Annotated in this window: 28 protein-coding genes; 10 read left to right on the top strand and 18 right to left on the bottom strand. The window is 60.1% G+C overall.

The window, feature by feature from the left end; all coding sequences use genetic code 11:
- Positions 1–716, bottom strand: a 716-nt coding sequence (locus ACCD02_RS23875; protein WP_413307435.1) for a glycine-rich domain-containing protein, incomplete at its 3' end; no start/stop codon positions are given.
- 449 nt (positions 717–1,165) lie between these two features.
- Between ACCD02_RS23875 and ACCD02_RS23880 the strand changes: the two genes are divergently transcribed.
- Together ACCD02_RS23880 and ACCD02_RS23885 are read left to right on the top strand one after the other, a co-directional pair.
- Positions 1,166–2,749: an aldehyde dehydrogenase (NADP(+)) gene (locus ACCD02_RS23880; RefSeq protein WP_413307438.1), complete on the top strand. Its 1,584-nt coding sequence runs from the start codon at positions 1,166–1,168 to the stop codon at positions 2,747–2,749.
- Between the two features lie 213 nt (positions 2,750–2,962).
- Positions 2,963–3,685 (top strand): FadR/GntR family transcriptional regulator, encoded by a 723-nt coding sequence (locus tag ACCD02_RS23885; RefSeq protein ID WP_413307441.1) that lies wholly within the window; start codon positions 2,963–2,965, stop codon positions 3,683–3,685.
- Here ACCD02_RS23885 and ACCD02_RS23890 read toward each other — a convergent pair whose 3' ends face one another.
- Positions 3,686–4,936: an MFS transporter gene (locus tag ACCD02_RS23890; RefSeq protein WP_413307444.1), complete on the bottom strand. Its 1,251-nt coding sequence runs from the start codon at positions 4,934–4,936 to the stop codon at positions 3,686–3,688.
- 273 nt (positions 4,937–5,209) lie between these two features.
- Here ACCD02_RS23890 and ACCD02_RS23895 point away from each other — a divergent pair, with 273 nt between their 5' ends.
- The 5 genes from ACCD02_RS23895 (at position 5,210) to ACCD02_RS23915 (ending at position 11,811) form a co-directional block, all read left to right on the top strand.
- The gene (locus ACCD02_RS23895) at positions 5,210–5,812 is read left to right on the top strand and encodes a hypothetical protein (RefSeq protein ID WP_413307447.1); all 603 of its coding nucleotides are present in this window, start codon (positions 5,210–5,212) and stop codon (positions 5,810–5,812) included.
- A 463-nt stretch (positions 5,813–6,275) separates the two neighbouring features.
- Positions 6,276–7,220, top strand: coding sequence for a DedA family protein/thiosulfate sulfurtransferase GlpE (locus ACCD02_RS23900; protein ID WP_413307449.1), 945 nt, complete (start codon positions 6,276–6,278; stop codon positions 7,218–7,220).
- Positions 7,221–7,412: 192 nt separating this feature from the next.
- Positions 7,413–8,408, top strand: a complete 996-nt coding sequence (locus tag ACCD02_RS23905; protein WP_413307452.1) for an ABC transporter substrate-binding protein — start codon at positions 7,413–7,415, stop codon at positions 8,406–8,408.
- 232 nt (positions 8,409–8,640) lie between these two features.
- Positions 8,641–9,588 (top strand): D-isomer specific 2-hydroxyacid dehydrogenase family protein, encoded by a 948-nt coding sequence (locus ACCD02_RS23910; RefSeq protein WP_413307455.1) that lies wholly within the window; start codon positions 8,641–8,643, stop codon positions 9,586–9,588.
- Positions 9,589–9,678: 90 nt separating this feature from the next.
- Positions 9,679–11,811, top strand: a complete 2,133-nt coding sequence (locus tag ACCD02_RS23915) for a TonB-dependent receptor (RefSeq protein ID WP_413307457.1) — start codon at positions 9,679–9,681, stop codon at positions 11,809–11,811.
- 319 nt (positions 11,812–12,130) lie between these two features.
- Here ACCD02_RS23915 and ACCD02_RS23920 read toward each other — a convergent pair whose 3' ends face one another.
- The 10 genes from ACCD02_RS23920 to ACCD02_RS23965 all read right to left on the bottom strand — a co-directional run bounded on the left by ACCD02_RS23920 (position 12,131) and on the right by ACCD02_RS23965 (position 20,307).
- Positions 12,131–12,670 carry a flavodoxin gene (locus ACCD02_RS23920; RefSeq protein ID WP_413307459.1) on the bottom strand — a complete coding sequence of 180 codons (540 nt, stop codon included), beginning with the start codon at positions 12,668–12,670 and terminating at the stop codon, positions 12,131–12,133.
- A 34-nt stretch (positions 12,671–12,704) separates the two neighbouring features.
- Positions 12,705–14,036 carry an ATP-dependent Clp protease ATP-binding subunit ClpX gene (gene clpX / locus ACCD02_RS23925; protein ID WP_413307462.1) on the bottom strand — a complete coding sequence of 444 codons (1,332 nt, stop codon included), beginning with the start codon at positions 14,034–14,036 and terminating at the stop codon, positions 12,705–12,707.
- Complete coding sequence (gene nifM, locus ACCD02_RS23930; protein ID WP_413307465.1) at positions 14,029–14,913, bottom strand: nitrogen fixation protein NifM; 885 nt, start codon at positions 14,911–14,913, stop codon at positions 14,029–14,031. The genes clpX and nifM overlap by 8 nt, the downstream gene beginning before the upstream one ends.
- Positions 14,903–15,388 carry a nitrogen fixation protein NifZ gene (locus ACCD02_RS23935; protein ID WP_413307468.1) on the bottom strand — a complete coding sequence of 162 codons (486 nt, stop codon included), beginning with the start codon at positions 15,386–15,388 and terminating at the stop codon, positions 14,903–14,905. The genes nifM and ACCD02_RS23935 overlap by 11 nt, the downstream gene beginning before the upstream one ends.
- Before the next feature lie 13 nt (positions 15,389–15,401).
- Positions 15,402–15,749 carry a nitrogenase-stabilizing/protective protein NifW gene (nifW, locus tag ACCD02_RS23940; RefSeq protein WP_413307471.1) on the bottom strand — a complete coding sequence of 116 codons (348 nt, stop codon included), beginning with the start codon at positions 15,747–15,749 and terminating at the stop codon, positions 15,402–15,404.
- Positions 15,750–15,784: 35 nt separating this feature from the next.
- The gene (cysE, locus tag ACCD02_RS23945; protein ID WP_413307474.1) at positions 15,785–16,558 is read right to left on the bottom strand and encodes a serine O-acetyltransferase; all 774 of its coding nucleotides are present in this window, start codon (positions 16,556–16,558) and stop codon (positions 15,785–15,787) included.
- Positions 16,555–17,703, bottom strand: a complete 1,149-nt coding sequence (gene nifV / locus ACCD02_RS23950; protein WP_413307476.1) for a homocitrate synthase — start codon at positions 17,701–17,703, stop codon at positions 16,555–16,557. Before nifV ends, cysE begins: the two co-directional genes overlap by 4 nt.
- Before the next feature lie 35 nt (positions 17,704–17,738).
- Positions 17,739–18,947: a cysteine desulfurase NifS gene (gene nifS, locus ACCD02_RS23955; protein WP_413307479.1), complete on the bottom strand. Its 1,209-nt coding sequence runs from the start codon at positions 18,945–18,947 to the stop codon at positions 17,739–17,741.
- A gap of 1 nt (position 18,948) precedes the next feature.
- On the bottom strand, positions 18,949–19,917 hold the full coding sequence (nifU, locus tag ACCD02_RS23960; protein ID WP_413307482.1) for a Fe-S cluster assembly protein NifU: 969 nt from the start codon (positions 19,915–19,917) through the stop codon (positions 18,949–18,951).
- 66 nt (positions 19,918–19,983) lie between these two features.
- Complete coding sequence (locus ACCD02_RS23965; RefSeq protein ID WP_413307485.1) at positions 19,984–20,307, bottom strand: HesB/IscA family protein; 324 nt, start codon at positions 20,305–20,307, stop codon at positions 19,984–19,986.
- A gap of 275 nt (positions 20,308–20,582) precedes the next feature.
- On the opposite strand from ACCD02_RS23965, the gene ACCD02_RS23970 reads away from it, so the two are divergent.
- A complete protein-coding gene (locus ACCD02_RS23970; protein WP_413307487.1) occupies positions 20,583–21,821 on the top strand; it encodes an MFS transporter in 1,239 nt (412 codons plus the stop codon).
- On the opposite strand, the gene ACCD02_RS23975 is transcribed toward ACCD02_RS23970, so the two are convergent.
- Positions 21,788–22,564, bottom strand: coding sequence for a phytanoyl-CoA dioxygenase family protein (locus tag ACCD02_RS23975; protein WP_413307490.1), 777 nt, complete (start codon positions 22,562–22,564; stop codon positions 21,788–21,790). The genes ACCD02_RS23970 and ACCD02_RS23975 overlap by 34 nt on opposite strands.
- A 422-nt stretch (positions 22,565–22,986) precedes the next feature.
- Between ACCD02_RS23975 and ACCD02_RS23980 the strand changes: the two genes are divergently transcribed.
- Together ACCD02_RS23980 and ACCD02_RS23985 are read left to right on the top strand one after the other, a co-directional pair.
- Positions 22,987–23,409 carry a TOBE domain-containing protein gene (locus tag ACCD02_RS23980; protein WP_413307493.1) on the top strand — a complete coding sequence of 141 codons (423 nt, stop codon included), beginning with the start codon at positions 22,987–22,989 and terminating at the stop codon, positions 23,407–23,409.
- Positions 23,410–23,586: 177 nt separating this feature from the next.
- Entirely contained in the window at positions 23,587–23,805 is a 219-nt protein-coding gene (locus tag ACCD02_RS23985) for a Nif11-like leader peptide family natural product precursor (RefSeq protein WP_413307496.1), read from the top strand.
- A gap of 56 nt (positions 23,806–23,861) precedes the next feature.
- On the opposite strand, the gene ACCD02_RS23990 is transcribed toward ACCD02_RS23985, so the two are convergent.
- The 5 genes from ACCD02_RS23990 to ACCD02_RS24010 are packed head-to-tail and all read right to left on the bottom strand — an operon-like array spanning position 23,862 to position 25,961.
- Positions 23,862–24,656, bottom strand: a complete 795-nt coding sequence (locus ACCD02_RS23990) for a Rossmann-like domain-containing protein (protein WP_413307499.1) — start codon at positions 24,654–24,656, stop codon at positions 23,862–23,864.
- The gene (locus ACCD02_RS23995; protein WP_413307502.1) at positions 24,620–24,943 is read right to left on the bottom strand and encodes a (2Fe-2S) ferredoxin domain-containing protein; all 324 of its coding nucleotides are present in this window, start codon (positions 24,941–24,943) and stop codon (positions 24,620–24,622) included. Before ACCD02_RS23995 ends, ACCD02_RS23990 begins: the two co-directional genes overlap by 37 nt.
- A 9-nt stretch (positions 24,944–24,952) precedes the next feature.
- Positions 24,953–25,249: a ferredoxin III, nif-specific gene (fdxB, locus tag ACCD02_RS24000; protein ID WP_413307505.1), complete on the bottom strand. Its 297-nt coding sequence runs from the start codon at positions 25,247–25,249 to the stop codon at positions 24,953–24,955.
- 2 nt (positions 25,250–25,251) lie between these two features.
- A complete protein-coding gene (locus ACCD02_RS24005) occupies positions 25,252–25,461 on the bottom strand; it encodes a CCE_0567 family metalloprotein (protein WP_413307507.1) in 210 nt (69 codons plus the stop codon).
- Positions 25,462–25,481: 20 nt separating this feature from the next.
- Entirely contained in the window at positions 25,482–25,961 is a 480-nt protein-coding gene (locus tag ACCD02_RS24010; RefSeq protein ID WP_413307509.1) for a NifX-associated nitrogen fixation protein, read from the bottom strand.
- Positions 25,962–25,963: the final 2 nt, after the last annotated feature.

The raw sequence follows: 25,963 nt of genomic DNA on the forward strand, positions 1-25,963 counted from the left end.
CCACCACCACAGCCCCCGCCGCCGCAGCCGGAACTGCTGTCACCGCCGGAACTGTCACCACCGCCACAGCCCGAGGCCGAATCGCTGCCACTGGAATCGCCTCCGCCATCGGAACCCACGCCTGTGGCGAAATCGCCACCGCAGTACACCGTCGAGTTACTGCCCGCGCGCTTTACCGAAGTGCAGTCCACGACATAGTGGAAGCCATCGGCGATGCCGAGCTTGGCGTCCAGGGCAAACAGCAGCGGCAGGCGCAGGGCGTTCTTGGGGAAGATATTTTCTTCACGGCAGGCATACCACCAGCAGCGGCGCAGTCCAGCGTCGGCCTTTGCTGCGGCTTCCTTGCCAAGGGCCGCCGCCGGGGTGTGATGCAACAGGCCGCCAAAGGCTTTTTTGCAGAAGGTTTCGTACTCGCGGGTATGCAGGATGAATTCGTGCCACAGGTCATCCACCACCTGGGAAGGCATGGACACATATTTTTGCCCGCTCTTCAGATACGCCAGGAAGAACTGGCGCATGCCCTGGGCCACCAATTGACAGTCCTTGATCTGCAGATGACTGTGACGGCGCATCAACATCTCGAACAGATGGGCGGGCAAGGTATATTGGCGGATGTAGTGCTCGCGCTTGTAGATCAGCCCGTTCTGGCGGATTGCCAGGAGTACCCAGACCAAAAAAGCCGCCAATAACAGCAGAGGGATCAAGATAAAGTGCATTGCGACATCCGTGTGGGGTTTATGCGGTCGGCCTGATACCACGCTCTCGTACAGCAAATACAAGGCCCGTAAGAGCCGACTTGCTGGCGATGGCGGCGGATCAGCCAATATAAAGTCATCGCCTGTGACATTGCTTCAGCCAGCAAGCCGGCTCCTGCAGAACCTCATTCCAAATCAGAGAGCCCCGCGACGGGCCAGCCAGCCAACCAGACCATGAGACAGTGACCGCCAGGCTTAGTGCCCGCAAGAGCCTGGGTGTGACACCGCTCACAACCTCGACTCGACATGCCCGGTTGCGCAGCCTCTTGGGAGGTTGTACGATGACTGCTGACTATCGAGTAACCGCGCTGCCTCACGCGCGATCCACTGCAATTCGGCAACCCAGCATGAGCGCCTGTTGCGCTGTTACGTGCAACCGGCCCCACCGTCAAAAACAACAGGAGATACCGATGCCTACCGTTCTCGGCCATAACTTCATCGCTGGCGCCCGCAGCGCCCTTGGCGAACCGCAACACAAAAGCCTCGACGCCACTACTGGCGAGGCCCTGCCGTACAGCTTCTACCAGGCCACCGACGCAGAAATCGACGCCGCTGCCCTGGCTGCCAAAAGCGCCTTTTCCGAATACCGCCAACTGAGCCCGGCTCGTCGCGCGGAGTTCCTTGAAGCCATCGCCGACGAACTGGACGCCCTGGGTGACGATTTCGTTGCCGTGGTCTGCCAGGAAACCGCCCTGCCCGCTGCCCGTATCCAGGGTGAGCGCGGTCGTACCAGTGGCCAGATGCGTCTGTTTGCCAAAGTCCTGCGTCGTGGCGACTATCTCGGTGCGCGCATCGACCTGGCCCTGCCGGATCGCAAGCCGCTGCCGCGCGTCGATCTGCGTCAATACCGCATTGGGGTAGGCCCGGTGGCCGTGTTCGGCGCCAGCAACTTTCCCCTGGCCTTCTCCACTGCCGGTGGCGATACCGCCTCGGCCCTGGCCGCCGGTTGCCCTGTAGTATTCAAGGCCCACAGCGGCCACATGGCCACCGCTGACCTGGTTGGCTGCGCCATCATCCGCGCCGCTGAACGCACCCAGATGCCAAAAGGCGTGTTCAACATGATCTTCGGCAGCGGCGTCGGCGAAGGTCTGGTCAAGCACCCGGCCATCCAGGCGGTCGGCTTCACCGGTTCCCTGAGCGGCGGCGATGCGCTGTGCAAAATGGCTTCGGAGCGTCCGCAGCCGATTCCGGTCTTCGCAGAAATGTCCAGCATCAACCCGGTGGTTCTGCTGCCGCAAGCCCTGAGCAGCCGTGGCGACACCGTGGCCAAGGACCTGGCCGCTTCCGTGGTCATGGGCGCCGGTCAGTTCTGCACCAACCCGGGCGTCGTGATCGGCCTGCGTTCGCCGGCCTTCACCGCGTTCCTGGAGCAGCTCAAGGAGCACATGGGTGGCCAGGCGCCGCAAACCATGCTCAACGCCGGTGGCCTGCGCAGCTACAGCAAGGGCGTCCAGCATCTGCTGTCGCACCCGGGCATCACTCACCTGGCGGGTAAACCACAGGAAGGCAAACAGGCCCAGGCCCAGCTGTTCAAGGCCGATATCAGCCTGCTGCTCAACGGCGACGAACTGCTGCAGGAAGAAGTCTTTGGCCCGACCACGCTGGTCATCGAAGCGGCTGACGATGCCGAACTGAAACAGGCCCTGCTGGCCCTGCGCGGTCAACTGACGGCCACCCTGATCGGTGAACCGTCCGACCTGCAACAGTACAGCTGGCTGCTGCCGCTGCTGGAAGAGAAAGTCGGCCGCATCCTGGTCAACGGCTACCCGACCGGTGTTGAAGTCTGCGAAGCCATGGTTCATGGCGGTCCATACCCGGCGACGTCCGACGCGCGCGGCACTTCGGTGGGCACCCTGGCCATCGACCGTTTCCTGCGCCCGGTCTGCTACCAGAACCAACCGGACAGCCTGCTGCCCGCCGCGCTGCAAAACGCCAACCCACTGGGCCTCAAGCGCCTGGTCAACGGCGAGTGGAGCGACCAGCCGATCGCGTAACGTCGGCTGATTGTTGCTGCATACGGAACGGCGTGACCTTTGGGTCGCGCCGTTTTCCGTTGGAGCACGCCGCGGGGAAGAAGGGTCTGTGTGAGCGAATTCACTCGCGAAGAGGTCGGAGAACATAACGAAGCCTTCGCGGATGAATCCGCTCCCACACACTCTCATTTCGAATCATGAATTTGTGTTGTGTTTGATGAAAGAGGAAACACCATGAACGCGATACCCGGAGGCCGCCGCCCTTCTCGCAGCCTGGCACAAATGCTGGTCGAGGAACTGACCCGGCTGATCGAGGACGGCGCCATTGCCGTGGGGGAAAAGCTGCCGCCGGAAAAGCTCATCACCGAAGAGCACGGCGTCAGCCGTACCGTGGTGCGTGAAGCCATTTCCCAGTTGCAGTGCCTGGGCCTGGTGGAAACCCGTCATGGCATCGGCACCTTCGTGGTCGGGCAAATCGCTGCTCAGCCACAGCTGCAGACCGATCGCACCCTGGACGATGTCCTGGCGGTGATCGAATTGCGCATGGCCGTGGAGGTGGATGCTGCCGGGCTGGCTGCCAGCCGCCGCAGCGAGGCGCACCTGGCACGCATGGCCGCGGCCCTGGCGACGCTCGATAAAGCCGATGTGAGCCGTGCCGAAGCGGTGGAAGCGGACTATGACTTCCACCAGCAGATCGCCCTGGCCACGGACAATCGCTACTTCGCCGATATCAACGAACACCTGGGCACCGAGCTGATTCCACGGACCCGTCTCAATTCCGCCGCATTGGGCAATACCGAACCCGGCGAATACAACGCGCGCCTGCGTCACGAACATCAGGCGATCTATCAGACCATCGCCAATGGCGACCCGGCCGGAGCCAAGGCCGCCATGCATACCCACCTGAGCAATATCCGCGAGCGTCTGCGCCAGGCCTACCTGCAACGCGAGGCCTGATTACAGCCGCGTTGCGACCACGCCACGGCGCAGGGTCTGGCGCTGAATGATCACCACCAGCACTGCGGCAATCGAGGTGGTGGCGACCATCACGTAGCCGATCGTCTCAAAGCCCAGCAATTTGCCGTCGCTGCCAAAAGCAATCAAATGCCCGGCCACCAGCGAGGCACAGCCTCCCGATAGCTGTTGCACCGCCGAGTTGAGCGCATTGAACGAGCCACGCTGATTGGGTTCCGGCAACGTACTGATCAGGGCCTGGAACGGGATAATCCGCGAGAAGATGCCGAGGAACAGCAGCACGTTGACCAGAATCAGCCACGGCAGCGAGGTCGCCTTCAGGTGGGTGTAGATCAACACCATGATGATGGTCATCACGCAACCGGCCATGAATACCGGGACCTTGCCCAGACTGTCCGCCGCCTTGCCCACCAGCGGCCCGACGAAAATAGTGCCCAGGCCGGTGACCAGATAGATAGTCGGCAGGTGGCTGGCGTCGATGCCCAGATTATTGATCACAAAGGCGCTGCTGAACGGCATCAGCATGTAGCCGCCGGTAGTCAGCAAGGCCATGGCGGCAAACGCGGTCAGGTAACGCACCTCGGTGACGGTATGCAGCAAGTGCATGAACGGGCTGCGCTCCTGGGGCGCCTTGAGGTGTTCGTTGACCGGCTTGAGGAACAGGATGATCACCAGCCCGCCGATACCGCCAATCACCACCAGGGCGAGGAACGCAGAGTGCCAGCCCCAGTGGTTCGACAGGTATAAGCCCAAGGGCAGGCCCAACACCTGGCTGGCAGCAAAGGCCGTCTGGATGAAGCCCATGACCCGTCCGCGCAGTTGCGGGCTGAACAGGTCCGCAGCAATGGCCAGGACAATCGAACCAATCACCCCGGCGAAAATCCCGGTGACCATACGCGCCAGCAACAGCGCCTCGAAACTTCCGGCCAGGCCGCACCACAGGGTGCCGACGATAAAGCCGCCGTAGAAAAACAGCAGCAGCTTCTTGCGGTCGAAACGGTCGGCAAAGCCTGCCGTCAGCAACCCGGACAATCCGGCGCTGAAGGCGTAGGCCGAGACGATCATGCCGAACTGACCCGGCGAAATATCCAGCGCCGGCATGATCAGGGCGCCCAGGGGCGACATGATCATGAAGTCGAGAATGACCGCGAATTGCAGGAAGGCCAAAAGGCCGGTGACGAACTTCTGGTAGCGACTGAATTGCGTCGCGGGTGTTTCGTTGGGAGCAGTCATCGCAGTCCACTGGCGTTGATCATCAAGGCGGGCTGCAATATGCCATAAGCCATCACCGCAGTGGGATCCAATCGACCTGCTATCGATAAACCGGTCGGTATAAACCTAGGTATAGGCCCTGCACCCCCATGTACAAGTGACGCTCCTGGGGCACCGGTTTACTGTTCAGCCACTCCTGTCCAAACAGGAGTGACTGAACAGTAAACCGGTGCCCCCCGAGTGAGGTTGGGACGCCAGACAGGCCAAATACTGTCTGTAATCAGGAGTTCCCACATGCTGCCCTTGACCCGCCGCTTCTCTGATCTGCCACTGGATCTCGCCCTGCCCGGCCATGTCGACGACGAGGCCCGGGCCGCCCTGGCGCAACTGCTGACCGAGCAGTTGCACGTCAGCGCCGAACTGCTCGCGGTGATCCAGCAGGTGCGCTGGAAGTTGCGGGCAATGGCCTACAGCGCAGTCAAGGCGCTGTTTGAAAACCTGGACCGCAGTGGCCAGGACTTTCTGCGCCTGGTCAGTCAGCGCCTGTCGTACCTGGATCGCAAGGCGGCCAACTCGGTGCTGGTCGCTCATACCTTCGACGACGCCGACTTCAGTGACTGCTTTGCCGCCCTGCACGAACGCAGCCGCAGCCTGAGCCAACTGATCAGCAGTACCCAGCAACGGCTGGATCAGGCCTTCGATAGCGCTGACTACGCCACGGTCAATCTACTCAGTGAAATCGTCCACCGCGCTGGCCAGTTGCTGGCGCTGGTGGAGATGAATATACCGGCGGGCAGCCCGAAAGCACGGCGCGCCGCCACCTCTCGCACCCCCATCGGCACAGAGGAAATCTGGCCGGTCGGCCCGGCGGTCGAGGCCGGGATGATGTTTATGTAAGGACCTGCTGCAACCATTGTAAGTCCCTCCCTTGGCGCCCCTTGCGGGCGCCTTTTTTATTTGCGCTGCCTGCCCGCAACCCGGCCGGAGCAAATCGCAGGAGCGAATTCATTCGCGAAAACAGTAGTGCAGGCGATACAAATGCGTCGGATGTACTGGCCTATTCGCGAATGAATTCCCACACAGAACCGATGATATTCACGCGCTACTGTGGGAGCGAATTCATTCGCGAAAGCTTTATTCCGGACGCCGCCAATGTGTTGGATGTACTGGCCCCTTCGCGGATGAATCCGCTCCCACAGATCCGACGATATGCACGCGCTACTGTGTGGATTCGGGCCGTTCTGGCTTTACAGCAAAACATAGAGTCTCCCACAGGATTTGCTCTCTCCCCCTGCATGGATCATTTCAATATCCGGCGCACGCGGCATAATGCACCACGCCGTCCGCCCGAGAACCGCCTATGAACGATCTTCAGCAACTGAGCGAAAGCCACGGCATGCTGCTGGTATTCCTGAATGTCCTGCTCGAACAACTCGGCCTGCCAATCCCGGCCTGGCCGACGCTGATCGTCGCCGGGGCCCTGGCCATGCAGAATCCGTCGTTGCTGGGCGCAAGTGTGTTGCTGGCGATGCTTGCCTGCCTGATCGCCGACCTGGCCTGGTACTGGGCGGGCCAGCGCTATGGCGGGACGTTGCTGAGGACCATCTGCAAAATCTCCCTGTCCCAGGACACCTGCGTGCGCCAGGGCCTGAACCTGTATGGCAGGATCGGCCCGCGCGCCCTGCTGGTGTCCAAGTTCCTGCCGGGGGCCGGTGCATTGGTCACCACCGTGGCAGGCATCAGCCGCACGCCGCTGCCGGTGTTCTTTCGCTATTCCCTGGCCGGTTCCTTTATCTGGGCAGGCTCCGCGCTGCTGATCGGCCAGTTGTTCGCCGATGCCCTGACTGCCGTACTTGACCTGCTGGCCCGCTACGCCCTGCTCGCCGGTATCGGCATTGCGGCAGCCCTGGCCCTGTTTATCGCCTGGAAATACTTCAAGCGTGTGCAACTGCTGCGCCGCACCGCACGCATCCCACGGATCAGCGTCGACGAGTTGCGCGCCCTGCAGGATGGCGAAAACACCCTGCCCGTAATCCTCGACGTGCGCCCCAGCTTCAATGGCGGCGTGCAAGGTATCCCCGGCGCCATCAACGTCAGTCTGGAAGATCCCCTCGACGACCTGGTGCAACGCCTTGCCGATACCGACGTGGTCATCTATTGCGCCTGCCCCCACGAGCTGTCAGCAGCGCTGCTGGCCGAGAAACTGGGCCAACATGGGGTAACGCGGATCCAGGCCCTCACTGGTGGGCTGGATGCCTGGCGCCTGGCCAATGACTGGCTGCCGGAAGAAGATGCGCAGTTTTAATATTATCCGACTATAAAATCAGTCAATTACATAATTACTATATAACCAAAAAGACTTTCACAGCCTTTTCTTATAGATATAAATTCACTTCCAGACCCACCCCTTGCCAGGCGGAGGCCAATTTCCCGGGGGTGGCGACCTGTTCGCTCGGTTCAGCAGCCCCTTTATCGGTCGCACTGAAAGAGCCTTGCCATGACTGCACATCACTTCAATCGCCGCGACTTTCTGCGCGCCAGCTCGGTTGCCCTGGGCGTTGCCGGGCTGTCTTCCCTGGCGCCCACTTCGCTGTTCGCCGCCGAACCTTCCCTGTCCGGGCTGACCCTTGGGGTCGCCACCTACAAGGGCCAAGACTCTTACTTCACGACCGACGCCGGGACTGACAATACCCCGTACAAAGTCGACTATGCCGAATTCGCCGGCGGCAACCTGATCGTCGAAGCCCTGGCCTCGGGCAGTATCGATGTCGGCGGCATGAGCGAGATCCCGCCGATCTTCTCCATCCAGAGCCATCGCGAGCCAAAACTGATCGCGGTGCTGCAAGGCGATGTGAACAATCAGGTGATCCTGATCCCCAAGGAGTCCACCCTCGACTCGGTGCAGCAACTGCGGGGCAAACGTGTGGGTTATGTGCGCTCGACCACCGCCCACTACTTTCTGATCAAGGCCCTCAAGGAGCAGGGCCTGACCATGAGTGACATTACCCCGGTGGCGCTGACCCCACAGGACGGCTTCACCGCCTTTCAGAGCGGTCAGCTGGACGCGTGGGTGATCTATGGCGTGTTCATCCAGCTGGCGAAATTCCGCAGCGGCGCCCGAGTGTTGAAAACCGCGCTGGGCTACCTGTCCGGCAACTACCTGATCGCTGCCCGTCCAGGAGCGCTGGAAGACCCGCTGCGCAAGCGGGCAATCCAGGACTACCTGCAACGCCAGGCCCGCACCCTCGACTGGATCAACGACAACCCCGAACCCTGGGCAACCAAGTCGGCGAAATTGCTTGGCGTGGACAAGGAAGTCTTCCTCGACGTCTACCGCAACCGCAGCCAGCCCTACCGGATGCTGCCGGTGAACGCAGAGGCGATTGCTTCGCAGCAGGAAGTCGCCGATCTGTTTTTCGAAGCGGGTGTGTTGAGCCAACGCCTGGATGTCAGCCCGCTGTGGGACCGGCAGTTTCAGTTGTTGTCGACCTGATATTGCCAGCGCACACAACCTCACCACCCGGACTGGAAAACAAAGCCAAACCTACTGAATCACCTTGCGTCTGTGAGATGCAAATTGTGGGAGCGAATTCATTCGCGAAGAGGGCAATACATTCGACGCATTTGCATCGCCATCACTGGCCCGTTCGCGAATGAATTCGCTCCCACAGATTTACTCTTACCCTGCCAAGGGTCCATGCCTGCAGTCTTCCAAGGAACACCCCATGCCCCAACTCGTTATCGCCAGCCAGCTGGACCCGGACTTCAATGAGGTCATCCGCCAGCGTCGCCCGGATATCCGCCTGATCGATATCCCCGCCGGTACGCCCACCGACTTGCCAGCAGAGGTGCAGGTATTGCTGGCCCGGCCGATCAATGTGCGCGGCTATACCGCCCCGGACACGCCGCCAGCAGGCTGGCCCTACAGCCTGCGCTGGATTCATGTGGTGTCTTCGGGCATCGACTTCTACCCCGCCTGGTTTCTGCGCGGGCCGCAGTTGACCACTTCCAAGGGCAATGCCGCCGAGAACCTCGCCGAGTTTGCCCTGGCGCTGATCTTCGCCGAGGCCAAACGCCTGCCGCAGATCTGGGTGCACGACGCGCAATGGCAGTTCACCCCGCTGGCGCCGGTCAAGGGCAGCACCCTGGGCATTCTCGGCTTCGGCGCCATTGGCCAAAGCCTGGCGCAGAAAGCCCGCGCTCTGGGTATACGGGTCATTGCCCTGCGTCGTAACGCTGCGCCCCTCGGTGTGGAGGGTGTGGAAGCGGCGCGGGATATCCATGAGCTGTTCGCCAAGTCCGATCATCTGGTGGTGGCCGCCCCTCTCACCGACGAGACCCGTCACCTGATCAATCGCGATGTGCTGGGCAGTGCCAGGCCCGGCCTGCACCTGATCAATATCGCCCGAGGCGGCCTGCTTGATCAGCAGGCGCTGTTGGAAGCCCTGGATGACGGGCGCATCAGCCTGGCGTCCCTGGACGTCACCGATCCGGAACCGCTGCCCGATGGCCATCCGCTGTACCACCACCCCAAGGTGCGGCTGTCGCCTCACACCTCGGCCATCTCGACCCGCAGCCGCGAGGACATTGCCGACACCTTCATTGCCAACCTCGAGCGCTATCTGGCGGAACAACCGCTGCATAACCTCGCCGATATCAATCGCGGCTATTGAGTTTTCAGTTGCAACAGCGTCCGACCCCGCACCCGGTGGAGGCACCCAAAAAACCAGAAACACTGCCCCTTCACCTATGCGAGCACACCCATGACGCCACACTTTCCCCTGAACCGCCTGGCCCTGGCGCTGCTGGCTGGCACCCTTGGCCAGCAGGCCCTGGCCGACGAACCAAGCAAGGACGGCACCCTGTCCGTGGTCACGGTCACCGCCGAGCATCGCAGCGAAGACCTGCAAAAGACTCCGGTGGCGATTTCCGCCTTCGACGAAAAGGCCCTGGAAGACAAGCAGATCAAGAACGTGCGCGACATCGCCGGGCAAGTACCGAACCTGACCCTGCCGCGCCAGTCGATCTCCTATAGCGCCCAGACCTACGGCATTCGCGGCATCGGCGAGACCGACCCGATCCAGGAGTCGGCCGTGGCGGTTTATGCCGATGACCTGTATATCCCCCGGGCGATTTCCTCGATGCTCGACTTCAACGATGTCGAGCGCGTCGAAGTGCTGCGCGGCCCCCAGGGCACACTGTATGGCCGCAACAGCAGCGCCGGGGCAATCCGCGTGATCACCCGTGACCCGACCCAGGAAACCCGTGGTTTTTTCGAACTTGGCGCCGGTAACTACAACGCCGCCAATGGTCGCCTGCTGATCAGCGGCCCCTTGATCGACAACACCCTGTTCGGCAGTTTCTCGGCGACCCGCCTGACCCGCGATGGCACGGTGTCGGACCCGACCCGGCATTCGGACGTCAACAATATCGACATTCAGTCCTACCGCGGCAAACTGCGCTTCAAGCCTGACGACTCGCCGTGGGATATCCAGCTGACCCTGGCCAGCACCTTCGACCGGGGCGATACCACCAGTTATTCACCCTTTGATGCCAATGGCCGATTCGACAAATTCAAGAGCTACAGCGGCCTCAATCCGAAGAACCGCCTGGACCAGGGCAGCTCGGTGCTGCGGGCAATCTATGCCATCGACGATCACCTGAGTTTCAAATCGGTGACCGCCTACTCGGCGTTCCATCAACCAGTCAATTACGACAACTCCGGACAGGCCGCGCTGATCCAGCAGAACCTGATCCTCTACAAGCAGGATTACGCGACCCAGGAATTCCAGCTCAACGGCGACTACGACAAATTCAGCTTCACCACCGGGCTGCACCTGTACCGCGAGAAGTTCGATGCCGACCGCGATAACCTCACCTACTCCATTGCACAGAAACGGGTGATCGGCCAGGGCCAGTACAGCACCACCCAGACCGAAAGTTATGCCTTGTATGGCCAGGGCAGCTATCACCTGACCTCGCAACTGTCGCTGATCGCCGGGCTGCGCTACACCCGGGAGCACAAGAATTTCGACTTCGCCAATTACGGCATCACCACCACGCGGCAGATCACCGGCACCAACTTCACCGCCGACGACAGCCACTCCTGGCAATCCACCAGCCCGAAAATCGGCTTCGAATACGCGTGGACGCCACACCTGAACCAGTACGGCTATGTGGCCAAGGGCTTCAAGGCTGGCGGCTACGACAACCGCGCCCCCACCCAGGCCGCAGCCGAGCAGGCGTTTTCGCCGGAAGACGTGACCACCTATGAAACCGGCTTCAAGGGCGACTTTTTCAACAATCGCCTGCGCGCCAATGTGGCGTTCTTCTACAACAACTACAAGGATCTGCAGACCAACGCCTACGAACCGTCACTGGGCGTCAACCTGCGCACCAACGTCGGCCGTGCCCATACCTATGGTGTCGAACTGGAAACCCTCAGCGCCCTCACCGACGACCTGCAACTGAGCGCCAACGTCGGCTACCTGCAAAGCGAATACGACGACTTCCAGAACGCCAGCGGCCCAGGCGTGGATGCCAACGGTAAACAACTGGTGCTGTCACCGCGCTGGAATGCCAGCGTCGGCCTCAACTACACGGTCCCGGCAGGCATTCCGGGCACCGTACTGGTGGGGACCGATGCGCAGTTCCAGACCAAATCCTACGCCAACGCCTTGAACGACGACATTCAGGAAGTACCGACCCAGACCTTCTGGAACGCCCATACCAGCTACATCACCCCGGATGGTCACTGGACCACCACCCTGGCAGTGAAAAACCTCCTCGACCGCGCCTATCCGCAGTCGGTGGGCTATATCCCGTCCAGTGGCCAGCGCTATTACTCGATCAATGATCCGCGCACGTTGCTGCTGACAGTGCGGTACGACCTGTAAATCCATCCTGGATCAAACACAACCCAGTTACTGAATTGAAATGAGGTTTTTGTGGGGCCGGCTTGCTGACGATGGCGTCGGATCAGTCACCCGAGCTATTGCGAGCGCTTCGCACTCGATCGCCACCAAGGCGGTTCCCACAATAACCTCCTCCACCTGATGCCTCGCGAAATATCTGCTCATTTTTTGATCACCCAGCTCCAGACCGCCCGCGTACTGACATTCCTGAAGTTATCCACAGACATACCCCCGGTTTACGGGGACAACTTTCCCGTGGATTCAAGCGCTTAGCCATGACCTTCCGATTACTTGCGCACCTTCAGGGCAGATCAAATGCCCCGGCGATCATCTTCAACCAGCTGTCCAGGCGTTGCTCAGTCAGGCCGCTCTGGTTGTCCAGATCCAGTGCCAGGCCCACAAACTCGCCATTGACCACAGACTCGGAATGCTCGAACTCGTAACCTTCGATTGGCCAGTTACCCACCAGGGTCGCGCCACGACTGGAGAAGAAGCGATGCAGCTCGATCATCGCGTCGAGAAATTCATCGCCATACCCCACCTGATCGCCCAGCCCGTAAAGGGCGACGATCTTGCCCGTGAAATCTGCGTCGTCCAGTTTGGGCAGGAATTCTTCCCAGCTTTCGTTCTCACAATCAGCGGACAACCCTGGTAACAGGCCATCGCCCAGCGTCGGTGTGCCCAGGATCAGGAACGAATACTGCAAAAAATCTTCAACCGTAGTGCGATTGACGTTTAGCGGGTCCGCCATGATGTCGTCGTCGAAACGCTTTTTGATCAGCTTGGCCACCTTGCGCGACTTGCCCGTGTTGGTGCCGAAGAAAACTCCAATCCTGGCCATTGTTCACCTCTTGATTCACTGTGAGTTACGTTTTTTAAATCGAATCCAGGACCCGCTTTATCGTCGGTTGCGGCTCTCGCTGCGACAACGCGCGCGCCTCGGCACCAGTCGTGCCTTCTTCCATCAATTGCTGCACCACTTGCAAACTCTCGCTGCCCTGTTCGTCCTGTTGCAATTCCAGCGTGCATCGGCAAAGCCGAGGCTGAGAGGGCATGGTGAACATGATCGGTTGCAATACATTTTCCAGTACCGCCCGCAGACCGCGGGCACCGGTCTTGCGGCTCAGCGCCTGCGTTGCAATGAATGACAACGCTTCAGGCGTGACATCCAGGGTCACGCCTTGATAGGCAAACAATTGCTGGTACTGCTTGATCAACGCGTTCTGCGGTTCGGTCAGGATGCGCAGCAACGTGACGTGATCCAGTTCCTGCAAGAAGGTAATGATCGGAAAGCGGCCGATGAACTCCGGAATAAGCCCGAATTCATGCAAGTCGTCAGGCAACAACGAGGCCAGCAGTTCGTTGATCGGTGGACGTGGCTGCTGCGGCACGGCACGAAAACCGATACTGGAGCCTTTGGGTTGAACCCGCCGGCTGATCAACTCTTCCAGTCCGGAAAAGGCGCCTGCGGCGATGAATAGAATGTTGGTGGTGTCCACCACTTGCTCTTCACCCTGATCGCCACGACGCGACGACTTGCCCAGGCGGACCTCACTGCCTTCGATCATTTTCAGCAGCGCCTGCTGGACACCTTCACCCGAAATGTCGCGTGCGGTGCTGCCACCCCCGTTGCGCCGGGCAAGCTTGTCCACTTCGTCGATATAGACGATGCCCCATTGCGCCTGCTGTACATCACCGTCAGCGGCTTCGAGCAAGCGCGAAATAATGCTGTCCACATCGTCCCCCACGTAACCGGCCTGGGTCAGGGTGGTGGCATCGGCAGTTGCGAACGGCACACCAAGAGTCCGCGCCAGCATTCGCACAAGCAAGGTTTTGCCGGTACCTGATGGACCGGCCATGAGAATGTTGGACTTTTCTGGTTCGACCGGCGAACCCAACTGGCAGGTCACTTCGCTGCCTTGGTTGAGCAGACGCAGATAATGGTTGTACACCGCCACGGACAAGGTCTGTTTGGCTGCCTGCTGACCGATCACCGACTCGTCCAGATGCGCCTTGTAAGCGGCGGGAGTGCGCAGTTGCGGTGCCAGTTTCTGATTTTTGCGGTGCTGTCCCCAACTGCTGATGACTTGATGAGCCAGATTCACGCAGGCGGCACAAATGTGCCCTTCGTTACCGGCGATCAGTGGCACGTCGGGGGATTTTTCCGCATCACAAAACGAACAGCGAGGCGTTGGCGGCTTAACCATGGGTGATGCTCCGCGAAGCGTGCTCAGACTGCAGCAAACGTTCCAGCCATCGCCGCTGATGGATCGAACGCCGGTGGCTGCGCAATTTTTCCAACAACTGCGGCAAGATATCCTCCAGTGGGATGGGCGCCGCCGTATGGATGGCCTGGCAATACAGCAGATGCCAGCCCAGCGGACTTTCCACCGGCCCGCCCAGTTGCCCGGCTTCGAGATCGGCCAGGCAGGCATCCAGAGCCGGGTAAAGATCGCCGGCCTGGACACGACCCAGGCGGCCTTCCTGTAACGAGGTCGGACATTCCGAATGCTTGAGCGCCTGCTCACCAAAGCGCCCCGGCGTATCGTGCAAACGCCGGGCAATCGCCGCGATTCGCTGCCAGGCGGCTTCCCGGGTGTTCTCCGGAAACTGCGGGTTGATCGTAATCAGGATGTGCTGCACCTCCCGAGTCTGCGGGCGCACAAACTTGTCGAGGTGGTGGTAGTAATAGAGGCTGGCTTCGGTGTCGCCAATATCGATCATCGTCTTGCAGACTCGCTCCAGGATCGCGTCGACTTTCAACTCACGGGCCAGCATCAGCCGGACCTGCGCCTCATTGAGGGAGCTGTCTTCAAGGACCTGGAAAAAGGTCTCACGGCTGTCATAACGGTTGACGATGATGAACCAACTCTCATCCACCGTGGATGGCGTGACCACCACCCCCAGTGCCTCAGGACTGCGCAGCACCGCATCCTCGATCAACAGCTGGCGACTGACAATACGCTGCGCTTCTTGCAACTGCTGACGATCAAGGATCGAAGGCGAGCAGCCGAAATGCTCATGAGCGTATCTGAGCAAGTGGTAGTGGCGGGCCATCGTATCGCGTGTGTAATCACTGGCCATCGTACAATTGCTCCCTGGCATCGATGATGGATGAGCTATTGGCCGCCAGGCTTTTCTCCGGGACTTGCAGCGTGCGACCGTTGCTGAACCAGACGTGGTATTCGATGCCCTGCTGCCCGTCTCGCAGAACCTTTTCTATGCTGCCCGTCTCGCCCCTGGCCACCACTACCTCGCCACCAATAGTCAGCGTGCAGAGGGCAACCACGCTGTCGCGGAATTCGAACAGGTTCGGCACCCAAGGCAGGGACGCCAGGATCAGCTCCTCCTCGCGGCAACCGACGATCTTGCCGACGTCCATGAAATGCACGCGATAGATCAGCTGATCCTGCAAGTAGGTGCCGACGTCATACACACAGCCCACGGATCCACGACGCAGGAGCAGCGTGCCGGTGTCCTCGCCAGGGTAGGTGCCGTCGTTGCGCACGTTGCGAATAACCCGCACCGCGTCGCCGTACTCATAGAGAGGCAGGCTCATGGGACTGCCCTCTTCAGCTCAACAGATCGTCGATGGAAACGAAGGCGACCTGCGGCTCGTTCATCTTGAAGACCTTGAAGACCTTTTCGGTCTGCGCATCGGAGGCGACGAAATCGCTGTATGCGCGGTCAAGCAGATGGCTGTAGATCAATCGACGCGCCGGGTCCGAGTACGGCTGCAGGTCACCCGCCTTGATCAGGTAGTCGTGATAGCGCTGCATGATGTGCAGGCGATTGACCTGCACCACGGGCGGGTCGAACGGTACTTCGAAGAACTCAAGGAAGTCCTCGGCCGAAACCAGCTCTGCCATGGCTTGATCAAGACTTTCCTCATCCATCGTCAAGATGGGCTTCAGGTTCATGCTCGTATCTCCGTGCGGACAATTGAAAGGATCAGTTACGAACCGGCATTGCTGCTGCGGCGCAATGCACTGGCGACTAAGGCAATGGCAGCGCCGGGACAGTCCACTTCACAGAACTCGTTGTCCGGCTCACAGGTTTCATAGGTGTCGGCGGCAACACGCCCGCTGCCTGCTTCAACCTTGCGTTCAAGTACATCGATACGCGCCAGCAGGCAGGCGATAGCCTTGCCCACCGGATCGGGAATCAGATGGTGGTCAAGGTCGATGCCATAAGGGCTCAGGTGGGCCTGCGGCAACCTCACCACCTTGCCGGGAATACCCACCACCGTGCAGTTGGCGGGCACGTCCTGGACCACCACCGAGTTGGCGCCGACCCGCACGTGATCGCCCAAGGTAATCGGCCCGAGAATCTTGGCCCCGGCCCCCACCATCACGCCATTGCCCAAGCTCGGGTGGCGCTTGCCCTTGCGCCAACTGGTACCACCGAGGGTCACGCCGTGATAGAGCGTCACGTCATCGCCGATCTCGGCGGTCTCGCCGATGACCACGCAGGCACCATGATCGATAAACAGCCGCGCCCCGATGCGCGCCCCCGGATGGATATCGACATTGCTCAAAAGCCTGGCGAAGAACGCCAGCAACCGTGCCGGATAGCGCCACCCCCGCAACCACAGCCGATGGCTGATACGAAAGAGCATCAGAGCGTGTACGCCGGGATAAGTGGTCAAGACCTCAAGGCGTGAACGTGCGGCCGGATCCCGCTGGAACACGCAACTGAGATCCTCGCGCCATTCACTGAGCAGGCTCATGACAACCCCACGGTCAGTTGCGTGCTGTCGGCACACATTTGTCGATAGAACGTGTAGAGATCCTGTTCCCTGGGGCTGCACTTGTGCTGGGTCGAGAAACGCCGAATGCGCGCCAGCAATGCCGAGGTCTGCCAGTCCAGCAACTTGATGCCGAGCGCCAGATAACTGACCTGAACCATGTGCGCGCCGGAATGCTTGCCCAGCACCATGTCATGACGCCGACCGACCTCATCGGGATTGAGCCCTTCATAGTTGCTGCGATGTTTGAGCAGGCCATCGACATGGATGCCTGCCTCATGGGTGAAAACCCCCTCGCCCACGATACTTTTCTGCCACGACACGGCTCGCCCGGAAGCCTTTGCCACCACCTCCGATATCGACGGCAGCCCCAGCAGATTGATGCCGGTATCAATGCCATGCAGGTGCTTGAGCGCCAGCGCACATTCTTCCAGCGCGGCATTGCCGGCCCGCTCGCCCAGGCCATTGACGGTGGTATTGATATGGCTGGCGCCGCCTTTCACAGCGGCCAGGGTATTGGCCGTCGCCAGGCCGAAGTCATCGTGGGCATGGACTTCCAGCTCCATATCGAGGCGTTTGAACAGGAAGCGAAACTGCTCATACATGGCGAAGGGCTCCATCACCCCGACGGTATCGGCAAAACGCAGCCGTGTGGCGCCAGCCTGCTGCGCGACCTCACCGATGCGCACGATGAACTCCAGATCTGCCCGGGATGCATCCTCACACCCCAGACAGACCTCCAGGCCGGCCATTCGCGCCCGCTCCACCAAACGCCGCACTTCACCCAGTGCCCAGTGACGGTCGCGGCCCAGCTTGTGCTTGAGCATCAGGTCGGAAACCGGTAGCGAGAGATCCACCATGCCCACGCCACTGTCGAGCGCCGCCAGCAAGTCGTTGTCGCACATCCGGCACCAGGCCAACAGGCGCGCCGGCAAGCCCAGCCCGGCGATGGCGCGCATGACCTCGCGTTCCTCCTCGCCCATGCTCGGAATACCAATCTCCAACTCCGGCACACCGAGGTCGGCGAGGCCGCGGGCAATGGCGATTTTTTCATCGGCATTGAATGCCACGCCCGCGCTTTGCTCGCCATCACGCAAGGTGGTGTCGTCAATGATCACTGTGTTCATGCGTTACTCCAGGGATAAAGCGCTGCCAGCAGGTTTCAGGCGTAAACCGGTGCAAAGCCCTGATCGTTTTCTGCGGCCGGACCGTTGCCGCTCCAGTAAGGCGAAAGCTTGCGCAGCTTCGCGACAATCCCTGGCAGTTCACTGATCACGTGGTCGATTTCCGCTTCAGTGGTGTAGCGCGATAGCGAGAAACGCACCGTGCCATGAGCGGCGGTGTAGGGAATGTCCATGGCGCGCATCACATGGGAAGGCTCCAGCGAGCCAGAGGTGCAGGCCGAGCCGCTGGAGGCGGCGATACCAACCTTGTTCAACAGCAACAGGATCGCTTCGCCCTCTATGTACTCGAACGCGATGTTGGAGGTGTTCGGCAGGCGATTGCCGGGGTCGCCCGTGACAAATGCATAGGGCACCGCCGCCAGCAGCGCCGCTTCGAGTTTGTCCCGCAAGCGGCGCACATGGGTATTCTCGTGCGCCATGAACTGCAATGCGCGCTCGGCAGCCACCCCTAGCCCGACGATGGACGCGGCATTCTCGGTCCCGGCGCGACGCCCGCGCTCTTGATGACCACCCCGCAGCAGCGGACGAAAGCGCGTGCCACGGCGCAGATACAACACGCCGATGCCTTTGGGGGCATGCAACTTGTGACCTGACAATGACAGCATGTGAATGGATGAATGCTGCAAATCCAGCGCAATCTTGCCGACGGCCTGCACAGCATCGGTATGAAACATCACGCCGGCTTCATCAGCCATCAGCGCCATTTGTTCGACCGGAAAGAACGTACCGGTCTCATTATTGGCCCACATGACCGAAACAATCACCACGTCATCACTGAGCAGGCTGGCATATTCATCCAGGTTCAGGCGCCCACGCTTGTCGACCCTGAGCTTATGCACCGTAAAGCCTTCGCTGGCCAGGTGATCGCACAACCCCAACACGGCCGGGTGCTCCACCGTCGTGGTAATGATGGTCTTGCGCTCTGGCTGGGCCCTGATGGCCGAGAGAATGGCCGTGGTATCGGACTCGGTCCCGCAAGACGTAAAGATGATCTCCGAATCATGCTCGGCGCCAATCAGCTTCTGGATACTCTGCCGAGCCTTTTTCAACGCCAGCCCGACCTGATTGCCAAAGCTGTGCATGGAGGACGGATTGCCGAACTGTTCGGTGAAATACGGCAGCATCGCCTGGACCACCTCATCATCGACGCGGGTGGTGGCGTTGTTATCCAGATAGACAGCCTTCATCTCACACCTCCATCGCTTTAAGTTGCTCGGTCGAGTTCAAGGGCACGACTTTGATGAACTCGCCAAGCTCCTCCATCAAGCGCTGCTGGATACCGCCAAGGGTCATGCTCGCCAACTGACAGCCCGTACAGGCGCCGCTGAGCTTGACGTAGACATTCTTGCCATCGACGTCCAGCAACTCGACATCACCGTGATCGCGTTGCAGGTTGGGGCGTATCGCCTCAAGTACCGCCTCGATCCGACGGATGCGCTGCAATGTGCCCAATTTGACGGGCGCGGAGGCCATCGACGCGGCGCTCGGCTCAGTAACGGCGACCTCGGCGACTGGCATTTCGAGCACGACGAGTTGTGTCTTCTTGCCCACCCTGGCCCGGGTCGGCGCCGCGACGAAGGCCTCGCCACGGGCGGCTAACTCCTCGACCAGAATCCGCTCGATGCCTTCATGACAGGACGAACAACCACCGCCCGCCTTGGTGTAATTGGTGACGTCTTCGACGCTAGACAAACTGTTGGCGCGGATGGTGTCGCGCACCATCACCTCATCCACGGCAAAGCATTTGCACACCAGCGCCCCTTCTTCATGGTCGGCCTCCGGCGCCTCGCCACGAAAATCAGCGACCGCGGCACGCAGGGCTTCACGACCCATCACCGAGCAATGCATCTTTTCCGGCGGCAAGCCGTCCAGGTAATCGGCGATGTCCTGATTGCTGATCTTCAGGGCTTCGTCGAGGGTCAGGCCTTTGACCATTTCCGTCAGCGCCGAAGACGAGGCAATCGCCGAACCGCAACCGAAGGTCTGGAAACCGGCATCCAGAATAATGTCGGTCTTCACATCGACCTTCAGGGTCAGGCGCAACGCATCGCCGCAACTAAGAGAACCGACATCGCCGGTAGCGTTGGAGCTGTCTACCGCACCCGCATTTCTCGGGTTATAGAAGTGTTCTTTGACTTTCTCTGAGTAATCCCACATGACGGCTGATCTCCCGATGAATCCTGGGTTGCCGACGATGCCGGCAATGACGTGGTTGCCTGCCGTCTAGCAGGCGAAGGATTTGCCGCAGCCACAGCTGCTGTTGGCATTGGGGTTGGTAAAGGTGAACCCGCTGCCGTCCATGCTCTCGACAAAGTCCACGGTCACACCGCCCAACAGCGATGCACTGGCCTCATCGATCAGCAGGGTGATGCCATCGTAATCAACCATCTGGTCATCAGCGTTGCCACTCTGTTCCAGCTTCAGGCTGTACTTGAGGCCCGAACAGCCACCGCTCTCGACCCGGATACGCAGACCTGCGACGGGGTTTGCGGTACTACTCATGAATCGCGTCAACGCTGCCAGCGCGCTGTCTGTCATGGTGATCATTGGCATCTCTCCTCGGCCGCAGCCGTTGCATGTTCCGACCTTGCAAAGGTTCAGGTGCAAAGCAGATGCCAGAGCCTGAAGACAACTGGATAGCGATAAAAATCATAGGGTTATAAACCGCACAAACAACAAGCGAGGTGTAGCGAACAAGACCAAGAGGTGTCCTTGTCGGGTTCGCGACACAGCTTTGCGCCATGCCTGCGACAGCACGGCACAGCCGACTGGCCCGAGCCTTGCAGAAGCCCTGCAACGGTTAACTGCGTAAGGGCAAGCGCATGTTTGGACATATGTTCCGCGCACTGGGCCATGGTGATTACCGGCGCTACTTCATCGGCCAGGGCATTTCCCAGATCGGTAGCTGGATGCAGCAAACCGTTCTGTCGTGGCTTGCCTGGTCGCAAACCGGCACAGCCTGGGCGTTGGCCATGGTGGTTGTTTGTGGTCAGTTGCCGCTGCTGTTCATCGGTCCGCTGGCCGGTGTCTGGGCTGACCGCTATCCACAACGCCCGCTATTGCTGGTTTGCCAGACGCTGGCCTCGGTGCTGGCCGCCAGCCTCGCGTTGTTGAGCCTGTGGCGAACGCCCGGCATTGAAGTGGTGTTGCTGGCTGCGCTGATCCTGGGCGTGCTCAATGCGGTGGAAATTCCACTTCGCCAGGCGTTGATCGGCAGTCTTTGGCAGATCCGGGATTTGCAGGGCAATGCGCTGGCCTTGAACTCGCTGTCATTCAATACCGCGCGCTTGCTGGGGCCGCCCCTGGCCGGCGCATTGTTCGCGCAATTCGGCGCCACGCTGTGTTTTGCCCTCAATACCTTGAGCTACGTACCCGCGCTTTACAGCCTGTGGCGCATGCCACGCTTGCCCGCACCGGCCGCCCATGGGCCGCAGGTCAGCCTCCAGCAAGCCAGACGCTGGATCGGACAAACACCCGCGGCGCGCTGGCTGTTCATCAGTGTCGCGGGCAGCAGCCTGGGGCTGGCACCGTTCATGTCGCTGTTACCGATCTATGCCCAGCATGTATTTGGCATGGGCCCCGCCGGCCTGGGTCAGTTGCTCGGCGCCTCCGGGCTGGGCGCGCTACTGGCAACCCTGCTGTTGGCGTCACGATCCAGCCACTGGCCTACCGAGCATTTCATCGGCAGTGGAGCGCTGGTATTCGGTCTCAGTTGCCTGGGTTTTGCCTGCAATCAACGGATCGAGTTGGCGTGGCCGTTACTGGTGCTGGTCGGTGCGAGCCTGGTGGCTTGCGTCACCGCCAGCGGAATTCTGTTGCAAAGCCTGCTGCCGGATGCCCTGCGAGGCCGAGTCATGGCCCTGTACAGCGCTGCCTATATCGGCTGCATGCCCATCGGCAGTCTGTTGACCGGCGCCGTGGCAACCGGACTTTCAGTACGAAGCACTTTCAACCTGGCCGGCGCCGGCATGCTGATACTGGGCCTGATACTGATCTGCAAACTGCTCCACGTCAGCATCGCCAGGGTTCAATTCAGCTCCGACTCGGTGTCGCTGAAATAGTGATTGCGGCGCAAATTGGCGGCACTGTAACGCGCGACCAGACAGGTTCGGCTATCCAGCCGTGGCGCATTGACCCACAAGCCCTGTTGATGGATCAGCACATCGCCTTTATTCAGGGCCAACAAACGCGGAGGCTGGCCAATCAGGTTTTTTTGCAAGGTACGCATCCCCTCCAACAAGCGCCGCTCCAGTGCCTGCCAGTCTTCGAGACTGGCGCACTCCTCGTGCATCTGGTGCAGCGTCGAGGCCAGTTGTGGTTCGGCGCTCAACAGGCGTTGCAGGCATTGCCGATTATTGGTGTGGCTGCCCGGCAAGACACTGAGGCCGGCCTCCAGTGTTATCGCGCGCAACGCGATCCACGCGCTGATATGGGGTGCGGAGGAGGTGTCGCAGGCATGACAGGTGCGCAGCTGCTGAGTGCCTTCTGGCGAGCCGATACCCACCGGGTAACTGCGTTCGCCTGCCAGCATATTGAGAATGCCCAGCAGCCGATCATGATGCACCAGGGTCATGATGCCGGCGCTGGTCCGACACTCATAGGCCTGGCGGCGGCGCATGACTTCCGGATGAATCCGCGCGCTGACGCTGTGCAGGGGACTGGCGCGCAGCAGATAAGCAGCAACCGCGCCGGCCTGCTGGTCGATCAAGCCTGGCGCCAGGCACTGGCGTTGCACGACAAAACCATCACGCGCAAAAGCGAAGCTGTCCAACAGCGGGGCAAATGTGTGCAGGGACTGAGACATGATCAATGGCGGCCTCTGACAGAAATAATTCTCAATTGAGAATATATATCATTAAATAAAAAGCAAGCGTCTATCGCTACCGACTTGGTTTAATGCTTAACAACACTTCGCTATATATTTTTATATATAGCGAAGTACGCAGAGCAGTATCTGTGCCAACGGCACAGGCGGCGAAGTTGCCCCACCGTAGGCGCCCGTGAGTACTTATTAATGTGGGCTTTCCTACAATAAACGTCACTGTCACGACAACCTGTAAGTTTCACGACACGGCCCGTTGCCCTTTATCTGGCGTCGGGCGCGCGGCTATCCGCTCAAGACCGATTTGGTAGGGTTTTTGCTCTGGTGCAACTAAGCGCACGCAGGTAAAGCAGCGCCATAGTCAAACTCAACTCCCCGCCCTACTCACCAGAACGAGACAATTAATGAAAATCAGCGCACGCAATCAGTTGCAAGGTGTCGTCAGCGTTATCGAACGCGGAGCGATCAACGGCAGTGTGACCCTGGCGTTAAGTGAAGGGCTGGAGATAGTTGCCAATATTACCAATGACAGTATTGAGGCCCTCGGCCTGAAGACCGGCACCGCCGCGCTGGCCTTGATCAAGGCCAGCTTCATTCTGCTGTCACCGGACACCCAGGTTAAAATCAGCGCCCGCAATCGTCTGCAAGGTGTGATCAGCGAGATCATCCAGGGTGCCGTCAACAGCGAAGTAAAACTAGAACTTGCCGGTGGCCGCCTGCTCACGGCGATTATTACCAAGGACAGCGTGAACGAACTGGGCCTGACGGTTGGCCAGCCGTGCGTGGCGCTGATCAAGGCGTCACATATCATCCTGGCCGTGGAGTAACGCCATCGCCTGTACGCAATGTGTCGCCATGGCTGTGTCGCATTACTCACAATGCGATAAACGCCACCACACAAGTCATTGATTAAACAGGACTAATATCAGGCACCCAAGTTGCAACAGAGCCTTGGCAAAGCAGTTTCGCCTTGCCCCTCCAACTGCAACAGAGAGAGTTACAGCATGCCGGTCAAACTCATCAAATCCTTTTCGGACAAAGCCCGTGCCGACCAGGCCCTGGGCGAGAAACTGAAAGCCTGCGAGAAGATTCGTGAAGTGCTCGCGCTTGGCAAAGATAACGGCTTCAACATTGACGAGGCGTCGCTCTATCCGCCGAACGAACCACAATTCAGCGCCGATCAACTGTCTGAGAAAATGGCCAAAGCGTTGCTGCGTGCCTGATGTCACCGCGCGTGGAGCCAGGCTCCACGCGCAGCTTCTGAGGCGATAGCCGGCGGTCAGTCGGCCAGGGGCAGCAGAGCGTATTGCACCGCCCCACTGAACAGGCGAGTGCCACCGCCCTCCAGCACCACCTGCAAGGCTGCATCGGCATCCAGCAGCCGAACGCCCGCCAGATAATTCACCCCCCATTGCCGCCACTCTTGCAGCCAGGGCAAGCTTGGCCCCATCAACACCACTTGGGCGTGACGGCTCAATTCCAGCAAGCGCGGCAAGGTTTTGTTGGCAATACTGCTGGCGCTGATGAACACCCAGTCAGCATCGGGTAGCAGGTATTCGGCGGCGCTGTCCGGCAAATCGCCTTCCTGTTGCTGGCGCTCCAGGCAGTGATAGGGCTGCTCCTGCCAAAGGTGCTCGAGACCGGGATAGTGACCGATGACCACCACCTTACGCCCCTGAAGTTGCGGGCCGAAATGGGCGAACACCTGCAGATGGCCGGGCACATTGCCAGCCAAAGGCTGCGCCCGAGCCGCACAACCGGATGGTGTGTTGATACCGGCATTGAGCACCGCCAGACCGATCGCCGCCTCGGCATCGTTCCACGACAGCAGCCATGAACGCAGGGTCTGGCTCGACTGGCCTTTGAGGGTTCCGGCCCAACTCAAGGTGCGCGGCACTTGCCGGGGGCTGAAGGCGAACCCGAGGTTGTCGCCGACCTGGGCCAACGTCCAGTTCAGCCCCATACACACCCGTTGCACCGGTGCCACATCACCCACGCTGCCCAGAAGCCAATCGTATAAGGGCGATTGATGCAACCTCACCACAGCTCCGCCGGGGTCAGTTTTTCGGTCCATGGTTTGCCTTCCAGTAGATGGTCCTGAACGATGCGCTCGGCATCCTCGGCCTCGACCCAGCTGTACATAATCGAGCCCGGGTAAATCAGCACATTGGCGCCGGCATTGCACGGCCCCAGACAATTGGTGCTGGTCAGGGCAATACGGTTCTGGGCATTGCGCCGGATCAGTGCCTGGGCAAACGCGTCGAATACCTTTTCTCCACCCTTGGCACCGCAACTGCCACGCGGGTGGCCTTCAGAGCGGCGGTGCGTGCAGACGAAAACATGAAACCGGGGTGTGGTCATATGCGTTTCCTAAAGCGTCAGGGCTTGATGCGAATGACACTGTTTCGGGCAAACCCGAGCGCACGACATACAGCCAATACAATCCATTTCGTCCGCCAGGCTCATGACCTGCATTTCATCGTCGTCGTCATAATCGTCGTCTGCCTCGACCACGCTGCTGCGCTGGATCAAGGTGAACACGTTGCGCGGGCAAACCTTGTAGCAACGCCCGCAACCGATGCACTTTTGCGCGTCTATGGCTGTCACGAACCGCGGTACCCACTCCCCGCCACCGCGGGTCAAACCGGTCAGCGTTGCTTGCGCCATGTTTATCGACTCCCCAGTTGATCCAGCCGTTCGCGGGCTTGCGCCCAGTCTTCACAGGCCTGTTGCGTGCTCAGTGCCAGTTGCGACAACTGGCTGTAGTCACTCAGCAGCCGATCCTCGACCAGGTCGTGAATCTGCGCCGCCCACTCCGTGGCGATGCGTTTTTTCTGGCTGACTTCCTTTTGCAAGGCCTTGAGTTGTTCATCGTTCATCGTCTTGGCACTCTCGCTATCTAGATCTCAGCCACTGCATGATGTTCACCAATCAACAGCGTCGCCTTGCCGAGGACTTTCTCCGACTCTTCGATCAACGCATCGAGCGACTCAAAACCGAAGCGATGGACGTCCCGCAGGGTCTTATCCAATGCCACCAGCTTGCCCACTACGATCAGTGCCCTGCCGAAACCTTCATGGCTGATATTGATAAACGGCACGGCCAGAAGGCCGGTTTCCCGTTCAATCATCTGGGCTATGGCGTTGTAATAAGCCTTGACCCGCGCCAACGTGGTTTCGTCGGGGTCGCCGACGATGGGGATCGTGCGGCGCCGTTCCCGGGTCTGCACCAACGGGTCAAGGACCCGGGCATCGCTCCACGTGTCGTAAGTGCCGTAGCTGTCCATGGAGCGCAATTGCACCACCATCTGGCGAATGATGGGTTGGCCCAAGGCGGGATCATTCTCCAGGACCAATTGCTGTTCGTTTGCGTCATACATGC

It is taken from the genome of Pseudomonas sp. Pseusp88 (genome assembly GCF_047303955.1).
Classification (GTDB): domain Bacteria; phylum Pseudomonadota; class Gammaproteobacteria; order Pseudomonadales; family Pseudomonadaceae; genus Aquipseudomonas.

What these genes read in the sequence shown, in the direction of transcription:
- ACCD02_RS23880 (WP_413307438.1), top strand. Translation starts at nt 1,166, where the DNA reads ATGCCTACCGTTCTCGGCCATAACTTCATCGCTGGCGCCCGCAGCGCC.
- ACCD02_RS23885 (WP_413307441.1), top strand. Translation starts at nt 2,963, where the DNA reads ATGAACGCGATACCCGGAGGCCGCCGCCCTTCTCGCAGCCTGGCACAA.
- ACCD02_RS23890 (WP_413307444.1), bottom strand. Translation starts at nt 4,936, where the DNA reads ATGACTGCTCCCAACGAAACACCCGCGACGCAATTCAGTCGCTACCAG.
- ACCD02_RS23895 (WP_413307447.1), top strand. Translation starts at nt 5,210, where the DNA reads ATGCTGCCCTTGACCCGCCGCTTCTCTGATCTGCCACTGGATCTCGCC.
- ACCD02_RS23900 (WP_413307449.1), top strand. Translation starts at nt 6,276, where the DNA reads ATGAACGATCTTCAGCAACTGAGCGAAAGCCACGGCATGCTGCTGGTA.
- ACCD02_RS23905 (WP_413307452.1), top strand. Translation starts at nt 7,413, where the DNA reads ATGACTGCACATCACTTCAATCGCCGCGACTTTCTGCGCGCCAGCTCG.
- ACCD02_RS23910 (WP_413307455.1), top strand. Translation starts at nt 8,641, where the DNA reads ATGCCCCAACTCGTTATCGCCAGCCAGCTGGACCCGGACTTCAATGAG.
- ACCD02_RS23915 (WP_413307457.1), top strand. Translation starts at nt 9,679, where the DNA reads ATGACGCCACACTTTCCCCTGAACCGCCTGGCCCTGGCGCTGCTGGCT.
- ACCD02_RS23920 (WP_413307459.1), bottom strand. Translation starts at nt 12,670, where the DNA reads ATGGCCAGGATTGGAGTTTTCTTCGGCACCAACACGGGCAAGTCGCGC.
- clpX (WP_413307462.1), bottom strand. Translation starts at nt 14,036, where the DNA reads ATGGTTAAGCCGCCAACGCCTCGCTGTTCGTTTTGTGATGCGGAAAAA.
- nifM (WP_413307465.1), bottom strand. Translation starts at nt 14,913, where the DNA reads ATGGCCAGTGATTACACACGCGATACGATGGCCCGCCACTACCACTTG.
- ACCD02_RS23935 (WP_413307468.1), bottom strand. Translation starts at nt 15,388, where the DNA reads ATGAGCCTGCCTCTCTATGAGTACGGCGACGCGGTGCGGGTTATTCGC.
- nifW (WP_413307471.1), bottom strand. Translation starts at nt 15,749, where the DNA reads ATGAACCTGAAGCCCATCTTGACGATGGATGAGGAAAGTCTTGATCAA.
- cysE (WP_413307474.1), bottom strand. Translation starts at nt 16,558, where the DNA reads ATGAGCCTGCTCAGTGAATGGCGCGAGGATCTCAGTTGCGTGTTCCAG.
- nifV (WP_413307476.1), bottom strand. Translation starts at nt 17,703, where the DNA reads ATGAACACAGTGATCATTGACGACACCACCTTGCGTGATGGCGAGCAA.
- nifS (WP_413307479.1), bottom strand. Translation starts at nt 18,947, where the DNA reads ATGAAGGCTGTCTATCTGGATAACAACGCCACCACCCGCGTCGATGAT.
- nifU (WP_413307482.1), bottom strand. Translation starts at nt 19,917, where the DNA reads ATGTGGGATTACTCAGAGAAAGTCAAAGAACACTTCTATAACCCGAGA.
- ACCD02_RS23965 (WP_413307485.1), bottom strand. Translation starts at nt 20,307, where the DNA reads ATGATCACCATGACAGACAGCGCGCTGGCAGCGTTGACGCGATTCATG.
- ACCD02_RS23970 (WP_413307487.1), top strand. Translation starts at nt 20,583, where the DNA reads ATGTTTGGACATATGTTCCGCGCACTGGGCCATGGTGATTACCGGCGC.
- ACCD02_RS23975 (WP_413307490.1), bottom strand. Translation starts at nt 22,564, where the DNA reads ATGTCTCAGTCCCTGCACACATTTGCCCCGCTGTTGGACAGCTTCGCT.
- ACCD02_RS23980 (WP_413307493.1), top strand. Translation starts at nt 22,987, where the DNA reads ATGAAAATCAGCGCACGCAATCAGTTGCAAGGTGTCGTCAGCGTTATC.
- ACCD02_RS23985 (WP_413307496.1), top strand. Translation starts at nt 23,587, where the DNA reads ATGCCGGTCAAACTCATCAAATCCTTTTCGGACAAAGCCCGTGCCGAC.
- ACCD02_RS23990 (WP_413307499.1), bottom strand. Translation starts at nt 24,656, where the DNA reads ATGGACCGAAAAACTGACCCCGGCGGAGCTGTGGTGAGGTTGCATCAA.
- ACCD02_RS23995 (WP_413307502.1), bottom strand. Translation starts at nt 24,943, where the DNA reads ATGACCACACCCCGGTTTCATGTTTTCGTCTGCACGCACCGCCGCTCT.
- fdxB (WP_413307505.1), bottom strand. Translation starts at nt 25,249, where the DNA reads ATGGCGCAAGCAACGCTGACCGGTTTGACCCGCGGTGGCGGGGAGTGG.
- ACCD02_RS24005 (WP_413307507.1), bottom strand. Translation starts at nt 25,461, where the DNA reads ATGAACGATGAACAACTCAAGGCCTTGCAAAAGGAAGTCAGCCAGAAA.
- ACCD02_RS24010 (WP_413307509.1), bottom strand. Translation starts at nt 25,961, where the DNA reads ATGTATGACGCAAACGAACAGCAATTGGTCCTGGAGAATGATCCCGCC.